Source organism: Leclercia barmai, assembly GCF_049312895.1.
GTDB classification, from domain to species: Bacteria; Pseudomonadota; Gammaproteobacteria; order Enterobacterales; family Enterobacteriaceae; genus Enterobacter; species Enterobacter barmai.
On sequence record NZ_JBMNWZ010000001.1, the window covers coordinates 1,146,720 to 1,161,393 of the forward strand.

The 14,674-nt window shown below is 59.1% G+C and carries 12 protein-coding genes and 2 tRNA genes; 7 read left to right on the forward strand and 7 right to left on the reverse strand.

Annotated features, from left to right (window positions below):
- The first annotated feature begins 114 nt into the window (after positions 1-114).
- From ACOYA6_RS05400 to ACOYA6_RS05410, 3 genes are read left to right on the forward strand one after another with little or no spacing between them, the layout of a single operon-like run.
- Positions 115-1,254 (forward strand): nuclear transport factor 2 family protein, encoded by a 1,140-nt coding sequence (locus tag ACOYA6_RS05400; RefSeq protein WP_139564872.1) that lies wholly within the window; start codon positions 115-117, stop codon positions 1,252-1,254.
- The gene (gene hisD / locus ACOYA6_RS05405; protein WP_422654182.1) at positions 1,254-2,564 is read left to right on the forward strand and encodes a histidinol dehydrogenase; all 1,311 of its coding nucleotides are present in this window, start codon (positions 1,254-1,256) and stop codon (positions 2,562-2,564) included. The genes ACOYA6_RS05400 and hisD overlap by 1 nt, the downstream gene beginning before the upstream one ends.
- Positions 2,565-2,616: 52 nt before the next feature.
- Positions 2,617-3,930 carry an amidase family protein gene (locus ACOYA6_RS05410; protein ID WP_422654183.1) on the forward strand — a complete coding sequence of 438 codons (1,314 nt, stop codon included), beginning with the start codon at positions 2,617-2,619 and terminating at the stop codon, positions 3,928-3,930.
- Here ACOYA6_RS05410 and ACOYA6_RS05415 read toward each other — a convergent pair.
- The 4 genes from ACOYA6_RS05415 to mdtK all read right to left on the reverse strand — a co-directional run bounded on the left by ACOYA6_RS05415 (position 3,917) and on the right by mdtK (position 7,358).
- Positions 3,917-5,527 carry an FAD-NAD(P)-binding protein gene (locus ACOYA6_RS05415; protein ID WP_422654184.1) on the reverse strand — a complete coding sequence of 537 codons (1,611 nt, stop codon included), beginning with the start codon at positions 5,525-5,527 and terminating at the stop codon, positions 3,917-3,919. The genes ACOYA6_RS05410 and ACOYA6_RS05415 overlap by 14 nt on opposite strands.
- Before the next feature lie 148 nt (positions 5,528-5,675).
- Positions 5,676-5,752: transfer RNA gene (locus ACOYA6_RS05420), tRNA-Val, on the reverse strand.
- Positions 5,753-5,756: 4 nt separating this feature from the next.
- Positions 5,757-5,833 (reverse strand) — tRNA-Val (locus tag ACOYA6_RS05425).
- 151 nt (positions 5,834-5,984) lie between these two features.
- On the reverse strand, positions 5,985-7,358 hold the full coding sequence (gene mdtK / locus ACOYA6_RS05430; RefSeq protein ID WP_422654185.1) for an MdtK family multidrug efflux MATE transporter: 1,374 nt from the start codon (positions 7,356-7,358) through the stop codon (positions 5,985-5,987).
- A gap of 222 nt (positions 7,359-7,580) precedes the next feature.
- Here mdtK and ACOYA6_RS05435 point away from each other — a divergent pair, with 222 nt between their 5' ends.
- Entirely contained in the window at positions 7,581-8,225 is a 645-nt protein-coding gene (locus ACOYA6_RS05435) for a riboflavin synthase (RefSeq protein WP_039029133.1), read from the forward strand.
- Positions 8,226-8,259: 34 nt separating this feature from the next.
- Here ACOYA6_RS05435 and cfa read toward each other — a convergent pair whose 3' ends face one another.
- Together cfa and punC are read right to left on the reverse strand one after the other, a co-directional pair.
- Positions 8,260-9,408, reverse strand: a complete 1,149-nt coding sequence (cfa, locus tag ACOYA6_RS05440; RefSeq protein ID WP_139564875.1) for a cyclopropane fatty acyl phospholipid synthase — start codon at positions 9,406-9,408, stop codon at positions 8,260-8,262.
- Positions 9,409-9,688: 280 nt separating this feature from the next.
- Complete coding sequence (gene punC, locus ACOYA6_RS05445) at positions 9,689-10,885, reverse strand: purine nucleoside transporter PunC (protein WP_422654186.1); 1,197 nt, start codon at positions 10,883-10,885, stop codon at positions 9,689-9,691.
- A 115-nt stretch (positions 10,886-11,000) separates the two neighbouring features.
- Here punC and punR point away from each other — a divergent pair, with 115 nt between their 5' ends.
- On the forward strand, positions 11,001-11,924 hold the full coding sequence (gene punR, locus ACOYA6_RS05450; protein ID WP_039029136.1) for a DNA-binding transcriptional activator PunR: 924 nt from the start codon (positions 11,001-11,003) through the stop codon (positions 11,922-11,924).
- A gap of 5 nt (positions 11,925-11,929) precedes the next feature.
- Here the strand turns inward: punR and purR are convergent, their stop codons facing one another.
- Positions 11,930-12,955: an HTH-type transcriptional repressor PurR gene (gene purR / locus ACOYA6_RS05455; protein ID WP_039029137.1), complete on the reverse strand. Its 1,026-nt coding sequence runs from the start codon at positions 12,953-12,955 to the stop codon at positions 11,930-11,932.
- 295 nt (positions 12,956-13,250) lie between these two features.
- Between purR and cydH the strand changes: the two genes are divergently transcribed.
- Together cydH and ACOYA6_RS05465 are read left to right on the forward strand one after the other, a co-directional pair.
- Positions 13,251-13,340: a cytochrome bd-I accessory subunit CydH gene (gene cydH, locus ACOYA6_RS05460; protein WP_072036634.1), complete on the forward strand. Its 90-nt coding sequence runs from the start codon at positions 13,251-13,253 to the stop codon at positions 13,338-13,340.
- A 164-nt stretch (positions 13,341-13,504) separates the two neighbouring features.
- Positions 13,505-14,671 (forward strand): MFS transporter, encoded by a 1,167-nt coding sequence (locus ACOYA6_RS05465; protein ID WP_422654187.1) that lies wholly within the window; start codon positions 13,505-13,507, stop codon positions 14,669-14,671.
- Positions 14,672-14,674: the final 3 nt, after the last annotated feature.

The window sequence follows — 14,674 nt, forward strand, 5'->3', positions numbered from 1 at the left end:
TTATATTTTTTCTATGAAACGTTTTTAAATCCGCCGCAATAAATATTGCGGCTCCACTCTCCATCCATTCCGGGTGCGGGATCGTATTGTCTGAAAACAGAAGCAGGGGTTCATATGTCTTCCACTGAAGCAACGAATAAAGCACCAGCCGTACCTGAAAAAAACAATAAGCCCACCCGTGATGAACCGGTATTACAGGTTGAACGTCGCGACTTTATTGATTTAGTGCCGGAGAAACGTCCCCGTGCGCAATCATTACGCGGGTTCGATGAGTGTTATACCGATATTGTCGATTATATCGTTCGCTGCACCCATAAAATATGGGATGAACGCGACGTGGGATTAATTTACACCCACTATACCCACAACTGCGTTTTATATAACGCGCTCGGCACGCTCTATACCCGCGAGCAGGTGGTGCAGGATACGCTCCAGCGTCTGGTAGCTTTCCCGGAGCGTCGCGGCATGGCAACGCAGGTGATCTGGAACGGTAACGACGTGGACGGTTTTTATACCTCGCACCTGGTGACCGGCAGCGGGCGTCACACCCAGTTCAGCCACCTTGGCAAACCGACCAACCGCACCTTTGTTACCCGCACCGTGGCCGACTGCATGATCCACGAGAACAAGATCTACCGTGAGTGGGTGGTGAGCGACAATATGTCCCTGATGAAGCAGCTGGGGCTGAACACCGACGAAATCGCTTACAACATGGCGAAAGAGCAGTTCGACAAGGGCTTTCGCGTCACCGACATCGGCGAAAACGGCCGCATGCTGGGGCAGTATCCGCCGGAGATGGTCTGCGATGTCTCCATTGCCCATACCGACACCGAAGAGCAGTGCCTGCGCTGGATGCACGAAATCTACAACCGCCGCATGCTCGGCAAGATCAAAGAGGTCTATGCGCCGAACGTCCAGTGGCACGGCCCGCTGATGAAAGAGCTGTACGGCACGGCGTCGGTGACCCACCAGACGCTGGCTCTGATCGGCATGATCCCCGATGGCGCCTGGCTGCCGCAGCATATCTGCTCCAATCCGTGCGAGGAAGGCGGCACCAAGGTGGCGATTCGCTGGATCATCGAGGGCCATCACCTGGGCTACGGCGAGCTGGGTAAACCGACCGGGGAACGCCTGTTCGTGATGGGCATGTCTCACTACCACATTATCAACGGCAAAATTGTCGACGAGTGGGTGATTTACGATCATCTGGCGCTGCTGGCACAAATCAAACTGGGTCAAATGGAGGAAGCATAATGTCTGTACAGTCAATCGTGGACCAGGTGAGCTGGATCAAACGTCCCCAGGGGCAGGACGCGCAGGCCGACAAATCGTTGACCGATAAGGTTAGCGCCATTATCGAGCGCGTGAAGGGCGAGGGCGATGCCGCCCTGAGAGACTTCTCGCAGCAGTTTGATAAGGTAGTCCCGGCGCAGTTCGAAGTCACCCCTGAGGAGATCGAAACCGCGCTGCGCGAGATGGACCCGCAGACCCGCCGCGACAGCGAGTTTGCCATCGCCCAGGTGCGTCGCTTTGCCGAGGCCCAGCTCACCACCATGCAGCCGCTGGAGGTGGAAACCCTGCCTGGCGTGCATCTGGGACACCGGATTATCCCGGTGCAGACGGTGGGCTGCTACGTGCCGGGCGGGCGCTACCCGATCCTCTCCGCGCCGGTGATGTCCATCGTGCCCGCCACGGTGGCCGGATGCGAACAGATTATCGCCTGCCTGCCGCCTGCGGCGCACCCGTCGATGATTGCAGTCTGTCACCTGGCCGGTGCTCATCGCATCTTTAAAATCGGTGGGGCGCAGGCGGTGGCGGCGATGGCCTGGGGCACTGAGAGCGTCCCGGCGGTGGATAAAATTGTCGGGCCGGGCAACGCCTTTGTGAACGAGGCCAAGCGCCAGGTGTTCGGTAAGGTGGGGATTGACGCCCTGGCGGGACCGAGCGAAATCTTCACCATCGCCGACGACAGCGCCGATGCGCGCATTATTGCCGCCGACCTGCTGGCGCAGGCCGAACATGACGTTCATACCCGCGTCGGGCTGGCGACCACCAGCCGGGCGATTGCCGAGGGTACCCTGGCCGAGATCGAACGCCAGTTGACCACGCTGCCGACCGCCGCGACGGCGGGTGAAGCCTGGCGTCGTCAGGGGGAGATCGTGGTGTGCGACAGCGAAGAACAGCTGATCGCCTTCGCCGATTATATGGCCACCGAGCATCTGCAGGTCCATACCCGGGATCCGCACGGCACCGCGGCGAAAATTCGCAATTACGGCTCGCTGTTTATCGGCCAGAACGCCAGCGTGGTGTTCTCGGATAAATGCTGCGGCACCAACCACACGCTGCCCACCATGGCGGCGGCGCGCTACACCGGCGGGCTGTGGGTGGGAGCCTACGTTAAAATCTGCACCCATCAGTGGATCGACGAGCAGGGCATCGCCGCCATTGCGGAACCGGCGATCCGCCAGAGCCGTACCGAGGGGATGCAGGGCCACCGCCGTGCGGCGGAGATCCGTCTGCGCCCGGAAGCGCTGGACGCCATCACCTCCGGGCTGCGCGACTAACGGTGACGGGAGGCCGGGTGCAGGCCTGGCCTCCGGCATGATAAGGGATGGTATGAAAAAACAACGGCTGATTCCCCCCTGGGACTGCGTTGAGGAAATAGCCCGGCGGCTGGCGATTATCGCTGCCCAGCCGCAGCTGAACGCCATACTTGGGGTAAACCCGGACGCGCTTGCCCAGGCGCAGGCGTGCCAGGCGCTGCGCCGTCGCGGCCAGCAGCTGGGGCCCCTGCACGGCGTGCCGCTGATCGTCAAAGATAATATTGCCTGCGCCGGACAACCGCTCACGGCAGGGTGCGAGGCGCTGGCCGCGCTTCGACCTACCACCGACGCGCTTGTGGTGCAAAGATTACGCGCCGCCGGGGCGATTATTCTGGCCCGGGCCAATATGTCCGAGTTTGCTTTTGACGTCCGCTCCCGCAGCTCACTCGGCGGGGACGTGCATCACCCATTGTTTCCGGGCATCACCGCGGGCGGCTCCAGCGGGGGCAGCGCGGCGGCGGTGGCTGCCGGCATGGCGGAAGGGGCGCTCGGCACCGATACCGGCGGCTCGATCCGCATCCCGTGCAGCTACACCGGGCTGGTGGGGCTAAGACCCCGCGTGCGCCGGGCCATGATGGAGGGGATTGCGCCGCTCTCCCTGAGTAAAGATACGGTGGGGCCGATGGTCCACAGCGTGCAGGATGCGGCTCTGCTGCACGGGATTCTCCACGGCCACAGGCCGCGCGCCGTTGAGCCGGTGTCGCTGAAAGGAGTGCGCTTTGGAACAATCCGCGCCCTGGAGGGCAGTGATGCTCAGCAGCATGAGGTGTGGCACGCCGCCCTTGCGCGGCTGACGCGTCACGGCGCGACGCTTGTGGAGACAGACCTGCCGATCCTGGGGGAAATTGAGGTGGCAACCTGCCTGAGCCTGTATGAATTTCGGGTGGGGTTTGACGCCTGGCTAAAACAGCATCCGGGCGCGCCCGGGGATCTGCGGGGGATTGTCGCTTCAGGACGATTTTTGCCGGAGTTCTTGCCCCTGCTGACGCAGATGCTCGCCAGCGACAGGCTGAAAAACCCGGCATGGCTCGCCGGACGGCAGCTGCGTCGTCGGCTGCGTCAGGCTCTGGCACAACGAGCGGAGCAGGAACGTTTAGACGGTTTTCTCTACCCGACGGTGTGCCGGATCCCGGAGAGCCTGGAGAAAATGCCCCCCGGCTGCGCGCCGGAGCTTGCAGCAATCAGCGGTTACGCTGCCATCACGCTGCCCTGCGGCAGAACGCGGAGCGGCTTTCCGGTGGGGCTGGAAATTCTTTCGCCAGCGGCGGATGAAGCCCCGCTGCTGGCGCTGGCCGCCGCCTGCGAAACCGCGTTTACTCGTCCGTAAAGTCCAGCCGTCTGCGCACGCGCGAGGCGGGCTGGACGGCGGCTTTCGCTATTGCCTCGCCGATTTCGGCACAGACCACCAGACCCTGAACAAAGGGGCGATCGTGCATCAGATACGGCAGTGCGCCGAAGGCGATGCGCCCGCGCAGGTACTCCGGGGCCAGCAGGGTGTAATCGTCCCCCACGTCGGGTATCTCTTCTCCGGCGGATTCCAGCTGGTGGCGCAGCACCGGGAACGGCAGGTCTTTGGTCTTGAGCGGTTTCTGCCCGCGCGCATCGATAAAGACATCGAAATACGCGACCTCGCCCCGGGCCTCGATCACCGTCCGGTCCTCTTTTACCGCCATCTCATAGTCGTCACCAAGCGTCAGAATGCTGATGATGCCCGCCTCGCGCAGGGCCAGCAGTCGGCGGATGGACTGAGACGGGATCGCCGCATAGTTGTCGATAAAAACGCGCGCCAGCCCGACCTTAAAGCGCTCCCGGTCCTTTTTCGTCAGATGGGGAACAATCTTCTCAACGGCCTCGTGCAGCCGCAGGATCGTATAGCGCCACGGCACTGTGCGTTTGTCGCGCTTGTTGCGCTCCACTTCATTAAGGTTAGAGACCGCCCAACGGAACGGGCCATGTTTCTCGCGGTCGGCAAACCAGGCGTCGCGAATGGTGTCGGCCGTCAGGGTCTCTAACGCTACCGCGTCACTCCACTGGGGATCGGCATGCTTGAGCTCGGCAACGACAAGTTCAAAGATGCGGTCGAGCAAGCCCTCTGAACCCTGCTCGATGGCCGCGTCAATCGCCTGTTCCGTGGCGATAGTTAACGGCTCATAGGGGATCGGGCAATAAAAATCGGCTTCGGGAAGGATGCCCGAGCGGGACATCAGCACAATCTTCAGCGCCTCGCTGCCCTCATCCAGTTGGAAATGGATCTGTTCATCATCGGTCTCGATGAATTTGCCATGCTGAATGGCTACGGCCATCGCCGCGTCCAGCCCGCTTAACGAAGTGCCAAGAATGCCGACGTTACAGGCCGGGATTTTGGCCTCCATCAGCCCGGACCAGGGGCTTGGGAAGAAGGAGCGCGAGGCGGCATCTTCGTCAGGCCAGACGTGGCCGGTGGCGATAACGGCCAGATCGAACGGCTCAGGCTCGGTTTCACCCTCGGCCCATACATTGACCCCGTCAGGCGTAGCCTCCACGTCGGTGACCTGACAGGACTCGAGGACGTTAACCTCAAAGCCCTGTTTTCTTGCCTGCCCGACAAGCGCCAGGAACTGGTCGCGGAAATACTGGCCCAGCAGAATACGCGGCAGGAACTGCCGGTCGTGCAGGGCGGATTTTTGCACGCCGTAGCGCGCCAGATGGGCGTCGCTCTGGGTGCGCAGCCACTCGAGATAGGTCGAAAACAGGGGCGGGATCTCGATGCTGGCGATATTGGCCAGCATCATGCGCGAGTTATCTTCATCGCTGTAGGGCATCCCGACGCCTGCCTCTTCGGCCTGCTCATAGACGGTGACGCAGAGCGGTGTGTTCAGTTTCAGAAGCGAGAAGAGGGTATAAATACCGGTGGGGCCAGCCCCGACAATGGCGATCTTTTTCATTGTGTCCACCTGCTGTTTTTTACCGAATCCATGGGAATAATGCCATGCAGGATAAGTGTGGTAGAAAACGGGTGATGAGCAACTCAGAAACGAGGCTGAAAGCGATAAATCAGATAAGAAGAGGAGTTGCACCATTTCAGGACTGAAATGGTGCGTCCGAGTGGACTCGAACCACCGACCCCCACCATGTCAAGGTGGTGCTCTAACCAACTGAGCTACGGACGCAGAATGGTGCGTTCAATTGGACTCGAACCAACGACCCCCACCATGTCAAGGTGGTGCTCTAACCAACTGAGCTATGAACGCAATGTTGTGTGTGACAACGGGGACGGATATTAGCGGCAGTGGCCGCACGAGGCAAGAGGCAAACTGCAAATTTCTTTCAGATTTCACGCGATTGCTGTATTCCCGCGCAAAATGAAGAGAAAGTAGCCGCCCGCAGGCGGCTGGTGGGTATTTAACGCGCGGCGCGTTGCAATATCACGCTGGAGGGCTGGCGCTGCAAATAACGCATGCGCAGCATCATCATGATCGCGGCAGAGGTTAAACCGATAATAAAGCCCATCCAGAAACCGGCCGGGCCCATGCGATCCACCACCAGATCGGTGAGCGCCAGGATATAACCACTCGGCAGGCCCAGCACCCAGTAGGCGATAAAGGTAATAAAGAAGATCGAACGCGTATCTTTATAGCCACGCAGCACGCCGCTGCCGATCACCTGGATGGAGTCGGAGATCTGATACACCGCCGCCAGCATCATCAACTGGGAGGCGAGGAGCACCACTTCCGGGTTGTCGTTATAGAGCAGGGCGATCTGCTCCCGCAGCGTGACGGTAAACAGCGCGGTGCAGACCGCCATGCAGATCCCTACGCCAATCCCGGTGCGGGCCGCGATCTGCGCTTCCAGCGTGGAGCCCTGACCGAGGCGATAGCCCACGCGAATGGTTACCGCGGCGGCGAGCGATAGCGGCAGAACGAACATCAGCGAACTGAAGTTCAGGGCGATCTGGTGTCCGGCCACGTTCACGATCCCCAGCGGTGAGACCAGCAGCGCGACCACGGCGAACAGCGTCACTTCGAAGAACAGCGCCAGAGCAATAGGCAGGCCGAGCTGCACCAGGCGTTTCACCACCTCCATGTCCGGCTTGTTGAAACCCGGCTCGCTGCGGATATCACGCATCGAGCGGGCGCGCTTCACGTAAGAGAGCATGCCGAAGAACATCACCCAGTAGACCGCCGCGGTAGCGACGCCGCAGCCGACACCGCCGAGTTCCGGTATGCCGAAATGACCATAAATAAAGATGTAGTTCACCGGAATATTGACCAGCAGGCCGATAAAGCCCATCACCATGCCCGGTTTGGTTTTCGCCAGGCCTTCACACTGATTACGCATCACCTGGAAGAATAAATATCCCGGCGTACCCCAGAGCAGGGCGCGTAAATAGCCGACGGCGGTATCCGCCAGGGCCGGATCGATATTGTGCATGGCGTGAATAATATAGCCGGCGTTCCACAGCACGATCATGATTAACACCGAAACAAAGCCTGCCAGCCAGAAGCCCTGGCGGATCTGATGGGCGATACGTTCGCGACGCCCGGAGCCGTTCAGCTGGGCGATAACCGGCGTTAGCGCCAGCAGCAGGCCGTGGCCGAAGAGAATAGCGGGCAGCCAGATAGAGGTGCCGATAGCCACCGCCGCCATGTCGGTGGCGCTGTAGCCGCCCGCCATTACGGTATCAACGAATCCCATTGCGGTCTGGGCGATTTGCGCGAGTATCACCGGGATTGCCAGAGCTAATAACTGACGCGCTTCACTCATGTACTTCTGCACGTGAACACCTTTGATATTGTTGTTATTTGAAAGAATAAAAGTCGCTGTGAGAAAACAGCAAAAAGAAGATGCGGGGAAGTCCAGCTATTGTAGCGGGGATAAGCTATTTATCTAGTGAAAAAATCGCCAGAAAAGGTGGGTACTGGCAACCTCTTTTTTCAACTGTTATTGTGGTGGGATTAAACGGTGTTATCACCGAAAGAACAAACAGGAGTCGTAAGCATGTTTACTGGTATTGTGCAGGGCACCGCGAAGCTGGTGTCCATTGATGAAAAACCCAACTTCCGCACCCACGTCGTCGCCCTGCCGGATGAGATGCTCGATGGGCTGGAGACCGGGGCATCGGTTGCGCACAACGGCTGTTGCCTGACGGTAACCGAAATTAACGGTAACTTGATCAGCTTCGATTTGATGAAAGAGACGCTGCGTATCACCAATCTTGGTGACCTGGCTGAAGGCGATATTGTTAACGTTGAGCGCGCCGCGAAATTCAGCGACGAAATTGGCGGACATTTAATGTCGGGCCATATTATGACTACCGCAGAAATTGCCAAAATCCTGACTTCGGAAAATAACCGCCAGATCTGGTTTAAGGTTCAGGATCCGTCATTAATGAAATACATCCTTTATAAAGGCTTTATTGGCGTGGACGGCATCAGCCTGACCGTCGGTGAAGTGACGCCGACCCGCTTCTGCGTGCACCTGATCCCGGAGACGCTGCAGCGCACAACGCTCGGCAGCAAAAAACTGGGTCACAGGGTGAATATCGAAATCGATCCGCAAACCCAGGCGGTGGTGGATACCGTCGAGCGCGTGCTGGCGGCAAAAGAGGCCGCCGCCATCCAGCAGACGCTCAACGACGCGTGATAATAAAATACCCCGGCATGCCGGGGTATTTTATTTAGCGGGCTACCCGCAGGCCGTGCTCCACGCCGCGGCTGAATACCACCTGCCACAGCTGAATATCACGGGCGCGAAACGCCCCGGCGCAGGCGTTCAGATAGTAGCTGAACATCCGTTTAAATCGTTCAGAATAGTTGTCGGCGATCTCCGGCCAGCTGGCAATAAAGCGCTCATGCCAGGCCATCAGCGTCGTATCGTAGTCAGCGCCAAAGTTATGCCAGTCCTCCATCACAAAATGGGGTTCGCTGGCATTCGCAATCTGGCGTACTGACGGTAAACAGCCATTCGGAAAGATGTACTTATCTATCCAGGGATCGACGCGATGGTCGGTTTTTCGGGAGCCGATGGTGTGCAGCAGGAACAGGCCGTCGGGCTTCAGGTTGCGATCCACCACCTCAAAGTAGGTCGGGTAGTTTTTCGGCCCCACGTGTTCGAACATCCCCACCGAGACAATGCGATCGAACTGGTCGTTGAGATCCCGGTAATCCTGCAACAGAATAGCGACATCCAGACTGGCGCAGCGCGCCTGCGCCATGCGCTGCTGTTCCGCTGAAATGGTAACGCCCACCACGCTGACGCCATAGTGCCGTGCCATAAACTCCGCCAGACCACCCCAGCCGCAGCCGATATCCAGTACCCTCATGCCGGGTTCCAGCTGCAGTTTTTCGCAGATAAGGCGCAGTTTATCCTGCTGCGCCTGCTCAAGGCTGGTCGCCTGTTTCCAGTAACCGCAGGAGTACTGCATGGCCGGGTCGAGCATGCGGCTGAACAGATCGTTGCCGAGATCGTAATGCTCTTTGCCGACAATCCAGGCGCGCTTTTTACTTTGCAGATTGAACAGGCGGGCAGCGGCAATACGCAGGGTATCCTTCAGGTGGTTGGGCAGTTGCTGCTCCAGGCCCGCCCGCAGGACGTTATTGAAAAAAATATCGAGGCGCTCGCACTCCCACCAGCCGTCCATATAGCTTTCGCCAAGGCCAAGCGACCCTTCCTGCAGGACGCGTTTAAAAAAGTCGGGGTGTTTGACCTGCAAATCGAAGGATGCCGGGCCGTTGATGGTGATCCCTGCACGGCTCAGCATTTCATTGATTATCCGGTACCAGTTATCTTTGCGAACGCTGACTTCTTCCAGACACGATGAACTCATAGCTTCTCCACCACATGATGTGATCAGAACCCTTAAACAGCGTAGCCGCTCTTTATGGTTTGTGAGAAATCTCACGGTGTGACCCGCGAGGCTAATATCCGACGTAGAACAGAGGAAGGGAGATAACCCTTGCCGAAAGGCCATCCATGCTAAAACGGGAGCACTCCGGCTCCCGTTAATACTTAATAATTTTCGTATTTATCAGAATGCGCTAATAAGTATAGGCCTGATAAATGGGTGCTTCAACAGAAAATCGTTAGCACCCTAATCAGTTACGCCATCAGGCGCGAGAGGACTCCGCCTGCATCTCGTCATGCTGCTGGCGGGCAGGGAGATACTGCATCCGGTAGCCCAGCGCGGCCAGTATCACGGTGGCGACCATCACGCTGGTGGTGGTCAGCAGTGGGGTGGCAATCAGCCATGAGACCAGCAGGCTGGCAAGGAAGCAGAGGCCCAGCTGCAGGGTGTTCTGCAGCGCCGCCGCGCTGCCGGTGGCCTGAGGGAAGGGACGCAGTGCCTGCGCCACGACGATAGGGTAGATCGCGCCGTTCGCCACCGCCATCAGGCAGAAGGGTATCAGCAGTTCCGCCAGGCTCACGCCCGGAATAAATCCGACCGCCCAGGTGCCAATCACGCTGAGCGCAAACAGGCCCAGCAGCCACGGCAGCATCTGGTGACCCTGCCATTTTTGCAGCGCAGCGCGACAGCCGTAGCCACCAATCAGGAAGGCGATAGTCTGCGGCACGTAGCTCAGGCCGATCGCTGCCGGGCTGTAGCCCATCTCGCTGAGGATAAACGGCGAGCCGGTCAGCCAGGCGAAGAAGCTGGCGGAACAGGCGGCGTAGATCAGCACGTTACCGCGATAAACACGCGAGCGGAGCAGGGTGAAGAAGGTGACGCGGGACTCAGACCGATCCGCTTTTGCCGCGACCGGCTTCAGGAAAAAGGCCGGGATCATCAGCACCAGGGTGATGGCAAACAGCACGGCAAAAATGGCCTGCCAGCTGAAATGGGCGAGGATCCAGCTACCGAGCAGCGGTGCCAGGGCCGGTGACAGCCCCACCAGCGGCATGATGGTGGCGAAAATCCGGTTGGTCCGCGTCGCCGGGTAGTAGTCCGTCACCAGCGCCTGCCAGGTGACCGCCGCCGCGCAGACGCCTACCGCCTGGATAAAGCGCAGCACCAGCAGCCAGGTGGCATCGCGTACCCACAGCATGCCCAGACAGCCCAGCGCGAAGATGGCTAAACCCGCCAGCAGAACCGGCTTACGCCCGAAGCGGTCGGACATCGGTCCCCAGAGCAGCTGCGCGAAAGCAAAGCCCGCGAGGAAGAGGCTCAGGCTGGCGCTGATGGCGGCCGCCGGGGTTTGCAGATCTTCCTGCATGATCGAGAAGGCAGGCAGATACATATCGGTGGCGAGGAAGCCCAGTACGCTCAGGCCGCCAAGCCAGACTAAAAATCCTTTCCTGGGTTGCATTGTTTTATTGTCCTTATGGGTGCAGGTTTAGGTAGCCGCTGAGTGTAGGCAGTGCAATCCCGCTTGTGAAACGCTAATATTTGGCGGTTGCATTCAAATTTTTTGCAGGCAGAAAATGTGGTCTGAATATTCCCTTGAAGTGGTGGACGCCGTGGCGCGTAACGGCAGTTTCAGCGGCGCGGCCCAGGAGCTGCACCGCGTTCCCTCGGCGATCAGCTATACGGTGCGTCAGCTTGAGGAGTGGCTGGCGGTGCCGCTGTTTGAACGGCGTCATCGCGACGTGGAGCTCACCCCGGCCGGCATGTGGTTTCTTAAAGAAGGGCGCTCTGTTATCAAAAAAATGCAGATCACCCGCGAACAGTGCCAGCAGATCGCCAACGGCTGGCGCGGGCACATCTCCATTGCGGTGGACAACATCGTTCGCCCCGAGCGCACCCGCCAGATGATTGTCGATTTTTACCGTCACTTCTCCGACGTCGAGCTGCGGGTCTCCCAGGAGGTCTTTAACGGCGTGTGGGATGCGCTGGCGGACGGCAGGGTGGAGATGGCCATCGGCGCGACCCAGGCGATCCCGGTGGGGGGGCGCTACGCGTTTCGCGATATGGGCATGCTGAGCTGGATCTGCGTGGTGGCGAGCCATCATCCGCTGGCCGCGCTTCCCGGCCCGCTCAGCGATGATACCCTGCGCAACTGGCCGTCGCTGGTGCGGGAAGACACCTCCCGCTCGCTGCCAAAACGCATCACCTGGCTGCTGGACAACCAGCGGCGGATCGTCACCCCGGACTGGGAGTCGGCGGCAACCTGCCTCTCGGCCGGACTGTGCGTGGGGATGGTGCCGGTGCACTTTGCCCGCCCGTGGATCGACAGCGGCAAATGGGTGGAACTGACGCTGGAGAACCCGTTCCCGGATGCGGCCTGCTGCCTAACCTGGCAGCAAAACGATATGTCACCGGCGCTGGCGTGGCTGCTGGATTATCTGGGGGACAGTGAAACGATGAACAGGGAGTGGCTGCGGGAGCCAGAGGTGCTGGCTCCCTGAGGGGATCAACGGCGGTAGTCGCGGAACGGGCCATCGGCGACGGAGCGGCGTTCGATCAAACGCGGATGCACTTCAATGGACTGCGACTCTTCGCGCTTGTTGACGATACGGTCGAGCAGCATGTTGAAGGCCGTCTCTCCCAGCGAATCTTTTGGCTGGTGGATAGTGGTCAGCGCCGGGGTGAAGAACCGGGCGTTGCGCACGTTATCATAGCCGATCAGCGAAACGTCCTGCGGCACGCGCAGACCCATTTCATCGGCGGCGCAAAGGGCACCCATCGCCATAATGTCGCCGCCACAGAAAATAGCGGTCGGACGCGGGCTCTGGGAGAGGATCTGCTGCATGGCGCGATAGCCGGACTCCGGCTCAAAGTCGCCCTGCACGATCCAGTTTTCCGGCACCGTGATTAACGCTTCTTCCATCGCTTTCATAAAACCGGCCAGACGCCCGGCACCGGTATTGCGCTCCAGCGCCCCCGGAATAACGCCGATGTCGCGGTGACCGCGTTCAATCAGATAACGTCCGGCCATATAGCCGCCTTCAAAGGCATTATCAATTACCGAGTCGGTGAAGTCGGCTTTCGCTTCGCCCCAGTCCATCACCACCATCGGAATATTGCGATACTCTTCCAGCATCGTCAGCAGGGGCTCCGGGTATTCGGAGCACATCACCAGCAGGCCGTCGACGCGCTTTTGCGCCATCATCGACAGATAGGCCCGCTGCTTCTCGAGGCTGTTCCAGGCGTTGCCGAGGATCAGGGTATAGCCTTTCTGGAAGCAGTTTTTCTCTACCGCTTCAATAATTTCTGCGAAGTAGGGAGCTTCGCTGCTGGTCGCCAGCAGGCCGATCGATTTGGTGTGATTCACCTTCAGACTGCGGGCCACGGCGCTCGGAGAGTAGTGCAGCTCTTTAATCGCTGCCCAGACGTTGTTACGCGTCTCTTCCGCCACAAAGCGGGTTTTGTTAATAACATGTGATACGGTTGTAGTGGAAACGTTTGCGCGTTTCGCTACGTCTTTAATTGTTGCCATCAGATGTCACTCCAGACCATATCTAAGCTCCTGAAAAACCAATAGGTAAACGTTTGCCTTCACTCGCCCTAATTGCGCAATTTGAATTGCGGTACGCCGGGAAAACGACACAGGACGTCAGGAGGGGGTCAATGGCCGGTACGCTAATAAATTTAGCGTGGAATTTTGTCTGATCTTGACCAAAAGGGGAAGAGTAAAAATGGATATCAACCTAATTCCCGCAAGATTTTTACCCTGAACTGTGCAAAAATGAGCAAGCTCACTCTTCATGGGGTGATTAAAAGGAGAAAAATTGATGAGTACCGATCTTAAGTTTTCGCTGGTTACCACCATTATTGTTCTGGGTCTGATCGTAGCAAGCGGTCTGACTGCTGCGCTGCACTGATCTTCGCGAGGGAGTCAAGGCTCCCTCGTCTCCCTTCCTTTATTGTTACGCTCCCTGCAAAAATCTTTTGCCAAATTGTTAACTTCTCATTTTTTGTGATTGATGTCATGCTTTCGCCTTCATTGTTCTGTGTCGCCTGACGACACGGTGTCTGGAGTTGAAGTATGAGAATCAATTTTCCGCTGCTGGCCCTGGCCATTGGTGCGTTTGGTATCGGCACCACCGAGTTTTCCCCGATGGGGCTGTTACCGGTGATTGCCCGGGGTGTGGATGTTTCTATACCCGCGGCAGGCATGCTGATCAGCGCCTACGCCATCGGCGTGATGGTGGGGGCGCCGCTGATGACCCTGCTGCTGTCGCACCGCGGTCGCCGTAACGCCCTGATCTTCCTGATGGCGATCTTTACCGTCGGTAATGTTCTCTCGGCGCTCTCCCCGGATTACACCACCCTGCTGCTGTCGCGCATTCTGACCAGCCTCAACCACGGCGCCTTCTTTGGCCTCGGGTCGGTGGTGGCCGCAAGCGTGGTGCCGAAGCACAAACAGGCCAGCGCCGTGGCAACCATGTTTATGGGGCTGACCATCGCCAACATCGGCGGCGTTCCTGCCGCGACCTGGATGGGCGAAGCGATCGGCTGGCGCATGTCATTCCTCGCAACCGCGCTGCTCGGCGTGGTCTCGATGATCGCGCTGTTCTTCTCCCTGCCAGCGGGCGGGGCGGGCGAAAAGCCGGAAGTGCGCAAAGAGCTGGCGGTGCTGATGCGCCCGCAGGTACTCTCGGCCTTGCTGACTACCGTGCTCGGTGCCGGGGCGATGTTTACGCTCTACACCTACATTGCACCGGTCCTGCATGACATTAACAACGCCACGCCCGCCTTTGTCACCGCGATGCTGGTGCTGATTGGCGTCGGTTTCTCGCTTGGCAACTTCCTCGGCGGCAAGCTGGCGGACCGCTCCGTGAGTGGCACCCTGAAGGGCTTTTTGCTGCTGCTGATCGTCATCATGCTGGCGATCCCGTGGCTGGCGCGTAACGAAGCGGGCGCGGCATTTGCGATGGTGGTGTGGGGAATGGCGACCTTTGCGGTAGTACCGCCGCTGCAGATGCGCGTGATGCGTGTAGCGAGCGATGCGCCGGGGTTATCCTCTTCCGTGAATATCGGGGCGTTTAACCTCGGGAATGCATTGGGGGCTGCTGCCGGTGGGGCGGTGATCTCGGGCGGACTGGGTTACAGCTTTGTTCCGGTGATGGGGGCCATCATTGCGGCGCTGGGGCTTCTGCTGGTGCTGACCGCCGACCGAAAACAACCTCAGCCGGTATGCGCTACCGAATAAAAC

Excerpts from the sequence above, each read along its gene's own strand:
- ACOYA6_RS05400 (WP_139564872.1), top strand. The coding sequence starts at position 115 with ATGTCTTCCACTGAAGCAACGAATAAAGCACCAGCCGTACCTGAAAAA.
- ACOYA6_RS05435 (WP_039029133.1), top strand. The coding sequence starts at position 7,581 with ATGTTTACTGGTATTGTGCAGGGCACCGCGAAGCTGGTGTCCATTGAT.
- cfa (WP_139564875.1), bottom strand. The coding sequence starts at position 9,408 with ATGAGTTCATCGTGTCTGGAAGAAGTCAGCGTTCGCAAAGATAACTGG.
- ACOYA6_RS05410 (WP_422654183.1), top strand. The coding sequence starts at position 2,617 with ATGAAAAAACAACGGCTGATTCCCCCCTGGGACTGCGTTGAGGAAATA.
- punR (WP_039029136.1), top strand. The coding sequence starts at position 11,001 with ATGTGGTCTGAATATTCCCTTGAAGTGGTGGACGCCGTGGCGCGTAAC.
- punC (WP_422654186.1), bottom strand. The coding sequence starts at position 10,885 with ATGCAACCCAGGAAAGGATTTTTAGTCTGGCTTGGCGGCCTGAGCGTA.
- cydH (WP_072036634.1), top strand. The coding sequence starts at position 13,251 with ATGAGTACCGATCTTAAGTTTTCGCTGGTTACCACCATTATTGTTCTG.
- hisD (WP_422654182.1), top strand. The coding sequence starts at position 1,254 with ATGTCTGTACAGTCAATCGTGGACCAGGTGAGCTGGATCAAACGTCCC.
- ACOYA6_RS05465 (WP_422654187.1), top strand. The coding sequence starts at position 13,505 with ATGAGAATCAATTTTCCGCTGCTGGCCCTGGCCATTGGTGCGTTTGGT.
- purR (WP_039029137.1), bottom strand. The coding sequence starts at position 12,955 with ATGGCAACAATTAAAGACGTAGCGAAACGCGCAAACGTTTCCACTACA.
- ACOYA6_RS05415 (WP_422654184.1), bottom strand. The coding sequence starts at position 5,527 with ATGAAAAAGATCGCCATTGTCGGGGCTGGCCCCACCGGTATTTATACC.